This is a genomic window from Bifidobacterium pongonis, from assembly GCF_019331805.1.
GTDB lineage: Bacteria > Actinomycetota > Actinomycetes > Actinomycetales > Bifidobacteriaceae > Bifidobacterium > Bifidobacterium pongonis.
The window spans coordinates 1-10,020 of record NZ_JAHBBE010000051.1; the positions used below are offsets into that span (position 1 = coordinate 1).

Annotated in this window: 5 protein-coding genes; 2 read left to right on the top strand and 3 right to left on the bottom strand. The window is 60.5% G+C overall.

Annotated elements, in window-relative coordinates; all coding sequences use genetic code 11:
• Nucleotides 1–727 precede the first annotated feature (727 nt).
• Nucleotides 728–1,666, bottom strand: a complete 939-nt coding sequence (gene trxB / locus KIH75_RS09480; RefSeq protein ID WP_219056468.1) for a thioredoxin-disulfide reductase — start codon at nt 1,664–1,666, stop codon at nt 728–730.
• 487 nt (nt 1,667–2,153) lie between these two features.
• Between trxB and KIH75_RS09485 the strand changes: the two genes are divergently transcribed.
• A complete protein-coding gene (locus tag KIH75_RS09485; protein ID WP_219056469.1) occupies nt 2,154–3,119 on the top strand; it encodes a ParA family protein in 966 nt (321 codons plus the stop codon).
• A 1-nt stretch (nt 3,120) separates the two neighbouring features.
• A complete protein-coding gene (locus tag KIH75_RS09490; RefSeq protein WP_219056470.1) occupies nt 3,121–4,533 on the top strand; it encodes a ParB/RepB/Spo0J family partition protein in 1,413 nt (470 codons plus the stop codon).
• Nucleotides 4,534–4,728: 195 nt separating this feature from the next.
• Here KIH75_RS09490 and KIH75_RS09495 read toward each other — a convergent pair whose 3' ends face one another.
• Nucleotides 4,729–6,402, bottom strand: coding sequence for a RecQ family ATP-dependent DNA helicase (locus tag KIH75_RS09495; protein ID WP_219056471.1), 1,674 nt, complete (start codon nt 6,400–6,402; stop codon nt 4,729–4,731).
• Nucleotides 6,403–6,576: 174 nt separating this feature from the next.
• A partial coding sequence (locus KIH75_RS09500; RefSeq protein WP_274608111.1) for a lipid II flippase MurJ occupies nt 6,577–10,020 on the bottom strand: 3,444 nt, incomplete at its 5' end.

The window sequence follows — 10,020 nt, forward strand, 5'->3', positions numbered from 1 at the left end:
GGGTTGGGGTGGATTGGGGTTGGCTAGGGCGTGTAATGCTCGGGGCTTGGAGCGGGTCGGCGTAAATCGGAGTTGTGCTTGCCGCAGAGTGAGTGGACGTGCCGTGGATTCCCAACGATGCGGTGAGCGGGGGAGTGCGAGGGGAATTCGAGAGGGGAATTCGTGGGGGAGCTTTGGATCGGAGCTCGACGGAGGGTTTCTCGACGGGGAGGGCGGTTGCACGTACTGGAATCGGGGGAGTAGGGAACCTGGGAAACAGGGGGATCGGGTATCACAGCGGGTGCACGCTGAGCCTTCTACGTGACCGGGATGTGGACGGATGGCCGGCGGTGTTCCACGCAGCTTTATGGCAGCCATATATATGGGGGATTGACGAGTCGCAGTATACACATATAGCGCTCGATCGTATCCTGCCGTTAGGAACCGATGAAAACGAGTTATCCACAATTTGGAGCACCCCAAAAAGTTATCCACAGGTTTTTCCTAGGTTGTTGATAAACGTGGGAGAGCTTGATTTCCAAGGGTTTTACGACGTTATACACGCGACTTATCCACAGCAATCGCCTGATTTATCCACACTTATCCACAATTCGCCCCTTTTATCCACATTTCTTAACTTTGTGCACACGATAAGGCGACATAGAACGAGCCGTGACTCCCTTGCATGACTCAAGGGAACCACGGCTCAAACTATGGATAGCGCTAACAGTCCAATCAGGCAGCCGAATCAGGCCACTGAATCGGCAAGATACGCCTGCGCATCGAGTGCGGCACGGCAGCCCATACCGGCCGCTGAAATCGCCTGACGATACACGCTGTCAACGCAATCGCCCGCGGCGAAGATGCCGGGGACATTCGTGCGCGTGCTCGCACCGTCGACCGTAATGTACCCGGCCTCATCACGTGACACCAGTCCGTCGACGAATGCCGTGGCCGGCGTATGGCCGATCGCCACGAACACGCCGTTCGCTTCGACCTGCCGAACCTCACCGGTGTTCACATCGCGTACGGACAGGGACTGCACGCCCTGATCGTTGCCGTGGATCTCATCCACCACGGCGTTCGTCAGCAGGCTGATCTTCTCGTTCTCCTTCGCGCGGTCGACCATGATCCTGGACGCGCGGAACTCGTCGCGTCGGTGGACGATCGTGACCGAGGATCCGAAGCGCGACAGGAAGCCGGCCTCCTCGAAGGCGCTGTCGCCGCCGCCGATCACCACAATCGGCTTGCCGCGGAAGAAGAAGCCATCGCACGTCGCGCAGTACGATACGCCACGGCCGGAGAATTCCGCTTCGCCGGGGACGCCGAGTTTCCTGTAGCTCGACCCGGTGGCGATGATGACCGTCTTCGCTTCAAACGTTTGACCCTGATTCGTGGTGACTGTGAAGCGCGAGTCCTGCCGTTCCACGGCGGCGACGTCGTCCTGCAGGAACTCCGCCCCGAACCGTTCCGCCTGGCGCTTCATGTTGTCCATGAGATCGGGACCGAGAACACCGTCCGGGAAGCCGGGGAAGTTCTCCACTTCGGTGGTGTTGATGAGCTGGCCACCGGGAGTCAGCGCTCCCGCGATGACCAGAGGGGAGTGACCGGCGCGGCCGAGATAGATGGCCGCGGTATACCCGGCTGGGCCGGATCCAATGATGATTGCGTCTCGTAATTGTGCCATGGTTCAACGATACGGGGGTCTGGGCGTAAGCCATGCCGCGTCGGCTCCCAGCGAAGCGATTTCGTTATAGGAAGTTGCGATAAAGCGTCGTTACTTGCATTGATAGGGGTTGCGCAGAGGCGCTTGTTTCATGTGAAACACATGCGGGGCGGTGGGAGCGAAAGGAGGGATGTTTCATGTGAAACAATGTTGTGAAATAGGGGGGGGGTATGGAGTGCCTGGAGTGGCTGTGATCAGAGCGGTGATTTTGGTGGTAATCCACAATGGTGCGGATAACTTATCCACAGTTATCCACATTTGCGGAATCGTGCGGGAAGCGTGAAAAAATAAGGGATGACCGCGAATCATCATTTTGGGTTATCCACAAAAATCCACGGGTTTTCCACAGTTTCCCACATTGTTATCCACAGAACGGGAAAACAGTGGTTTCTGTCCATACAAACGGCAAAACTGGATACAGATTCAAGCATCAAGGAGTTAGTTTTTCATGGCAGATCAGGATATGCCGATTGAATCCGCCGAAGATACCATCAAGCGTATCTTCTCGACAGGCGATTCGACAGTAGGTGCGGAAATCACGCATGAATTCAATCGCTATTCCCGGTTGCAGGAAGTGACGTTCCCCAAGCCCGCCCGTACGCGCCTCATCGCCGTGGCCAACCAGAAGGGAGGGGTCGGCAAGACCACTTCCACGGTCAACATCGCCGCGGCCCTTGCCAAGAACGGCGCTCGGGTATTGGTCATCGACATGGATCCTCAGGGAAACTGTTCGACGGCCCTTGGCGTACGTCACGAATCCGGTGAACCGTCCGTATACGACGTTCTCGAAGGGCGTATGTCCATCGCCGAAGTGAAGCGCCCGTGCCCCGATTTCGAGACCCTCGACGTGGTCCCCGCCTCCATCGACCTGAGCGGCGCCGAACTTGAGGTCGCGCAGTTCGAGAACCGCAACAATCTGCTGAACGAAGCCGTGCAGCAGTTCCTGCGGGAGAGCGACGAGCACTTCGATTACGTGTTCATCGACTGCCCGCCGAGCCTGGGCCTGCTGGTGATCAACGCCATGTGCGCCGCGCGTGAGATGCTCATCCCGATTCAGGCCGAATACTACGCGCTCGAAGGCCTCGGCCAGCTCATCAACACCATCGGCCTTGTCCAGGAACATTTCAACCCGATCCTGACGGTGTCGACCATGATGGTGACCATGTTCGACAAGCGCACGCTGTTGAGCCGTGAGGTGTACAACGAAGTCAAGAGCCACTACCCGTCGATCGTGCTGGACACCACCATTCCGAGGACGGTGAAGATCTCCGAGGCACCGAGCTTCAATAAGAGCGTCATTTCCTACGATCCGCGAGGCATGGGTGCCATTGCGTATTGCGAAGCCGCGCTGGAGATCGCGCGTCGTTCCCCTGTTGTGTTGGACGCCATCGCGTCGAGAATGAAGGAGGCCTGATATGGCATCGAAATCCCGTCTTGGGAAGGGCCTCGGCGCGTTATTCCCTGCGCTCCCCGGCGAAGACCATGAACAACATGCTGTTTCACATGAAACCAAAGAGAAGAAGCCTGTTGTTGATGAGGTCGCAAAGGTAAAAACCGCCACTAGCACGGCTTCCAAGGAAGCGAAGCCCGCTGCGGAAGCGAAGCCGAAGCGCGAGGTTCCGGCTTCGGCGAAGTCGGATAACGGTACGGCCACCGAGTCCAAGCCCGCTGCCCAGCAGAAGAGCAAGGCCACTGCGCACAGCGGCATCTCGAAGACGCGTATCGCCATGCCCGGCATCGACGACATCGCCCACCCCAGCGACATGTTTTTCGACGACACCGTTTCCCTGCAGCCCAAGCGCACCGTTTCACGTGAAACACAGCAGGAACAGCAGAAGGATGCCAAGGAAACCGAAGAAAAGACCAATCAGTCAAGGCTGAAGCCGGTGGAAGGCGGCTATCTTGCCGAGCTTAACCTTGATGAGATCGGTCCGAACGCGCATCAGCCGCGTACCATCTTCGACGAGAACGATCTGAACGAACTCGCCTTGTCCATCAAGGAAGTCGGCATCCTGCAGCCCATCGTGGTGCGTAAGCGCCCCGCCGAACAGATCGAGGCGGCACGCAAGGCCCAAGCCGGCACCAAGCCTGCGAACCGTTTCGACGGTCGCATGGACAGCCCGTACGAGCTCATCATGGGCGAACGCCGTTGGCGTGCCTCGCAGCTTGCCGGACTGACCACCATCTCCGCCATCGTCAAGACGACCGCCGACGACGATATGCTGCGCGACGCCCTGCTGGAAAACCTCCACCGCGTCGCCCTGAACCCGCTGGAAGAGGCCGCGGCCTACCAGCAGATGGTCGACGAATTCGGCCTGACCCAGGCGCAGCTGTCCAAGTCGGTGTCGAAATCGCGCCCGCAGATCGCGAACACGCTGCGTCTGCTGAACCTGCCGACCTCGGTGCAGAAGAAGGTCGCCGCAGGCATCCTTTCGGCCGGTCACGCGCGTGCGCTGCTCGGCCTGAGCGATGAGGACGAGATGGACAAGCTCGCGAACCGCATCATTTCCGAAGGCCTTTCGGTGCGTAGCACCGAGGAGATCGTCGCGATGTCGAACCTGAACTCCTCGAAGCCGAAGAAGACGAGGGCTCGCAGGGGAGATCCGTGGGCGAATTCCCCCATCCGTTCCAACCTTGAGCACCGCTTCGACACCAAGGTCGCCATCAAGGGAACGCCCAAGCACGGCCATATCGAGATCGTGTTCTCCTCGCCGGAAGACATGAACCGCATTCTCGGCTTGCTGATGCCCGGACAGGAGCAGGGTGAGCAGACTGAGTCGGCCAAGCAGGGCGAACAGAACGAGCAGAAGAAGGCCGATAAGGCGTAGGAGACGCCGATCGGACGGGAAACGTGTGGATTCCCGCGCTCATGCCGCCAAACGGCGACAGGAGCGTTGTACGCGCTCATCAGGCGATTACGAGGATTGCGCCCCGGTACTGAACCGGGGTGCAACCCTCGTGCCGTATAGGGCGTGAGTGGCGTTCCGGCAGCTGCCTGTATCGCCACCTGCGTCAGTCCTGCGTCAGTCGCCGTCCGCATCGGCAGGCAGCACTATGCCGTGTTCGCCGTGCGCCAGCGTGCCATCATCCAGCAATCGCCGTATCGCTGCGCGGATAGCGCTACCGCTCGTATCAGGCAGGGAGCCATACCCGGTAACCGCGTCCAAACCGCAACCCGTCACCGCGGCGCTTTGCGACCCGTGCAATGCGTTGACGATCCTGGCCGTGCCATACCCCGTACCTTGCGCATCGTGGATATTGCGGATGAACGCCAGCACCGCGTCGACGGTATCGTTATCGACGGCATCGCCATTATCGTTGTCATGCATACCCGCGCCGCCATAGGTTGAAACCGCAGTAAACGACGATATATGGCCGGAATTCCCATGAGCACGCTTCTGAGCATGCTTCAAACCGGCACTGCGATGCAACGAGGAACGCCCCGTGCATGAATCGCAAGCCCCGCAGCGCTTCTCCGATGGCTCCTCGCCGAAATACCGAAGCATATACGCCCTCAGACAGCCCGAAGTCGTGCAATACCTCTCCATGGCCCGGCACCGCTCCAACGCGGCTTCACGGGCCTGTTCGCGGTCTTTTCCGGCATCCAGCGCCGACCCGGCGGACTCCTCGATGCACTGCCTGCGGAAATCGAACTCGTAGCGTCCCCACAGCAGCAGGCAGGAAGCCGGTTTACCGTCGCGCCCGGCACGCCCGGCCTCCTGGTAGTACTCCTCCAGACTGCCCGGCAAGCCATCGTTGATCACCCAACGCACATCCGGCTTATCCACGCCCATGCCGAAAGCCGTGGTCGCCACGATCACGTCAAGCGAGCCGCTGAGAAACGCGTTCTGAACGTCGATTTTGCGGCTCTCATCCATTCGCGCATGGAAATGATCCGCGTTGACGCCGGCCGTTTTCAGCTCCTCGGCCAGTTCCTCGGTGCGGGCGCGGGACGTGCAATAGACGATGCCGCTTTCGCCGCGATGCGAGCGGGCGTAATCGGTGATGACCTCGTTGCGCTCAAGCTTGGAATGCGCCTCCCTACGCCCGAAATACAGGTTCGGACGGTCGAAGCTCGTCATGACCCGCAACGGATCATGCAACCGCAGATTGTGCACAATGCCGTCGCGCACGTCGGGCGTGGCCGATGCGGTGAACGCGGCGACGACCGGACGTTCCGCAAGACGTTCGACGAACGCGGCGATGCCGAGATAATCCGGCCGGAAATCCTGACCCCATTGGAACACGCAATGAGCCTCATCCACGGCCAACAGACGGATCCTGACCGATTGTGCGAAGCGGAGAAAACCCTGCGTGGACAGCCTTTCCGGGGCTACGTACAGCAACCGGATACGCCCTTCACGCGCCGCATCGTAAATCTCGCGACGGCCAGCCTCCGTGGTTTCCGAATCGATGAACGCGGCGGGAATGCCATGTTTGGCCAAATGAGCCACCTGATCGCGCATCAGCGCGCGCAACGGCGTAACGACCAGCACCAGCGCCGGAACGCCGTTCCTGCCCGGCGCACAGGCCGGAATCTGATAGCACAGCGATTTACCCGCGCCCGTGGGCATTACGGCGAGCACGTCACGATGCTCCAGAATCGCCGTAATGACGTCCAGCTGCCTGCCGCGGAACGAATCGTACCCGTAACGCTGCTTCAGCGTGCGTAACGCCCATGCGGTGATGTCTGCCATACGCATGTGTCTACCGCAACCGGTGGTCAGCGTGATGCCGTCTTTACAGGCTGTTCCGCAGGCCGAACGGTATGGCCGGGCATACGTAGGGAAACGAAAAGCGCGGAACCGGCGTTCCGGCCCCGCGCTCTCAATGATCCTTGCAGAACGATCCTCGCGGATTACCTGTCGACCTCACTTGGAGAACATATCGGTGACATCGATGTAGTCGTAACCGTCGTCGCCTGCGGCGCTACTGCTGGACGATTGCGAGGACGAATCGTTGTTCCCATCCGTCTCGTTCTCATCGCCGAACGGCACGTTGTCGATATTGCTGTCCGACCATTCGTTCGAGGAATCCGGATTATTCGAATTGCTGTTGACATGCATGGCGGTCAGCGCGATGCCGAGGGCGATGAGCACGACCACGGCCGCGGCGGCGACCACCACGGTGGCAGTCGTGTACTTGCCGAACAGACGGGTGTCGGCAAGATCGTCGTTCGCTTCCTCCACATCCTCATTGGCCTTGGCCTGGGGCGCGAAGCTCGGCGGCTGCTGCATGGGCATGTCGTCCGCGGGCTGGGCGGTGGCATACGATGCCGGCTGCTCGGCGGGCGCCGGCGTGGCCGCGGGAACGAACGCCGGAGCCGCAGCAGGCTGCGCGGTGTGGGCGATATCGTTCTGCACGTCGCTGACGCGAATCGCCTGCGTCGGATAGTTGGCGTCGTCGACGGCCGGAATCTGGGTCGTCATATCGAACCCGTTGTCGCCGACCGCGGTCATGGAATCGGACGAGAACGCGAACCCTTCGAACAGGTCGGCGTCGCTGTACTCCTTGGCATCATGCCTGATGGGGCGATTCAGACGGCTCTTCAGCGCCTCCTCGCTCTCCTGGCTCTTGTGCAGCACCGCGGAAAGCGTCTTCTCGGTGGAATTGGCGAGCTTGGAAAGATTCGCCTCACCCTTCTTCAGCAGCTCCTGCTCATTGGCCGTGGAGCTTGCCACACGAGGCTGGGGCATGTGCTCGATGGTCAGCTCGCGAAGCTTCTCCGTGGTGATGACGGAGGCGGGAAGTTCGACCAGTTCCTGCTCGTCGACGGGGCACAGTTCGGCGGTGACGATGGAACCTTCGCCCGCGGCGCTCGGCAGAACGATATCCTGCGTGGGCAGCTTGTCAAGCGGCGTCCAATCGCCAAGCAGAGCGGTCAGCTCGCTCAACGACGCCATCGGCACCATACGGTGCGAACCGTCGTCGATCGCGAGACCACGGATGATGATCATGCGGAATTCGCTGGGAACGTTATCGTCCAGCCTCCGCAGGTCATACACCATGTCCTTGGAGGACGGGGTCTTGGTGATCAGGGCGTACAGCAGGGCCGCCAGCTGGCGGATGACCAGCTGATCGCCGTGCATGCCGGTCCTGGCTTGGCTGGGCTCCTCAAGCATGGAGGCGATCGCGGTGTCGGCGATTTCCAACCCGTTGGTGGAAATGCGCAGCGTGGACGTGGAAAGTCGGGGTTCCATCAGTCGACCGGCGAGTGTTGCTGCGCTGCCGATGATGGAACGGATCGCCTCGGTACCCAGCACATCACCCGACTGGCCTTGCAGGTAATCGGTGAGGGACAGGCCGGATTCGACGTCGGTGATCAGCACGGCGGCATCGCCGGCCTTACGGAACTGCACGACGGGGGTGAACCCCTTCACGCGCCCCAACGTGGAGGCGGCGACGGCCACGTTACCCAAATGCTGGGCTGCGGTGAGAATGAACACCTGGCAGTCGCGTGCCAGGACACGGTCGTTGGCCTTCCAAGCCTGAACGCCGGGTTCGTCGCGCAACAATGCAATCAGCGTATAGCGATTGAACAGGGTGTCTCCCAGCTGAGGCTTGGTCATGTTTTCGACTCCGATTTGCGCAGATGATTGCAACGCCGAATGCGTTGACGCTGGTGTCATTCTAGCTGTGGGACTGGTCGAAACCGCAGCTGCGCCAACAGCGGTTTGTGATGTTTTCGTGGGAGAAATCACAAGCGGGTTTTCGACGCCGCCATCGGCTTTGGCAGAAGGCCGTTCAGCCGCCGTCTCCTGAGGAACGGCATACGCCGAGGCTTCCCCCTCCTGCCCCTCTTGAACGCTGGTTTCGAGTGCGGCTTCGGCGGCCGATCCAACGGCGGTTTCGGCAGCGGTCTCTGCCGTGGTCTCGGCCATGGCGGCCGTTTCGGCTGTCGCAGCGGCCTTACGCAGGAATCGGTTCCTCAGATTCTTGACGATGGTCACGAACTCCTCGCAGCGCATCACGATCAGCGCACCGGCGTACACGATTCCCATCAGTATGGCCATCAGCGCGCAGAACGCGACCGCCTGGAACCAGTTCATGTCGACGTTGTAGTTGGTCAGGCTGGCGTGCAGCAGGGACAGTATCGGCACGCCGAACAGCAGTCCGGCGATGATGGCGATGAATGCGGCCACGAAGGCTTTGATATAGGTTTTGGCGATGCGCCGGCCATCCAGATTCCCGTTGAACCGGCGGCGCAGCATGACAACCAGCATCGGGAAGCTGAAGGCGTAGCCGACGGTGACGGCGAGACCGACGCACGAAGCCCAGTACTGCGGCGGCAGCAGGTATGCGCAGGCCACGGAGAAGATGATCTGAATCACGTTCATGACAAGCTGGAACAGGAATGGCCGCAGGCCATCCTCGAACGCGTAGAACGTGCGTTGGATGAGCAGATACGCGCTGGCGAACGGCAATGCGAGGGCGAGCATCATCATAGGACCGGCGATGAGCTGCGCATCATGCAGGCCGACGCTCGGCAGCAACGCGATGATGATCGGCGCGGGCATGACCACATACACCGCGGTGAAGAACATCATCATGACGCCGATATTGCGCAGCGAGCCGCTCAGATCGGCACGGGCCTCGTCGAGATTGTTGGAAGCCACGGCCCGTGAGATCTTCGGGAAAATGGCGGTGGAAACCGATACCGCGATCAGCGAATACGGCAGGATATACAGCGTGAAAGCGTTCTGATACGAGCTGTTGCCCGCGATACCGTACAGGTCATTGCCCGCGAAGGGAGCGCCGTTGGTGATGCGTGCGTTGACGATATTGGCCACTTCCTGCACGCCGGTGATGCCCAGACTCCACGCGGCCACAGGGCCCATCGACCTCAAACCGATACCGCGAATGCCCCACTTGGGCTTGTATTTGAAGCCGAGACGGAACAGCGGAATGAAGAGCACCAGCGCCTGGAACGCCACGCCCAGCGTCCACGTGCCCGCGGACAGCATGACCTTGTCGGTGGTCCAGAACGACATCGGCTCGTGGCTGGCGCGGCCGAACAGAATGAGGAACGCGACGAAACCCGCGCAGCTGATGAGATTCGCGCCCACCGAACTCCACGCGTACGCGCCGAAGTTATCCTTGGCCGCAAGCAGCTGCCCGAGCACCGTATACAGGCCGTAGAAGAAGATCTGCGGCATGCACCACAACGTGAAGGAGTTCACCAGCGCACGCTGCGCGGGCCCCCAGCTGGAATCCAGATACAGCATGGTGAGCAGCGGCGTGCCCGCCATCATGAGCAGCGTCATGGCCAGCAGCAGGGTGATGGACACCGTGATGAGCTTGTTCAGACGCTCCTG

Bases quoted from the DNA above. Each gene is read 5' to 3' on its own strand.
- trxB (WP_219056468.1), bottom strand. From the start codon at position 1,666: ATGGCACAATTACGAGACGCAATCATCATTGGATCCGGCCCAGCCGGG.
- KIH75_RS09485 (WP_219056469.1), top strand. From the start codon at position 2,154: ATGGCAGATCAGGATATGCCGATTGAATCCGCCGAAGATACCATCAAG.
- KIH75_RS09490 (WP_219056470.1), top strand. From the start codon at position 3,121: ATGGCATCGAAATCCCGTCTTGGGAAGGGCCTCGGCGCGTTATTCCCT.
- KIH75_RS09495 (WP_219056471.1), bottom strand. From the start codon at position 6,402: ATGGCAGACATCACCGCATGGGCGTTACGCACGCTGAAGCAGCGTTAC.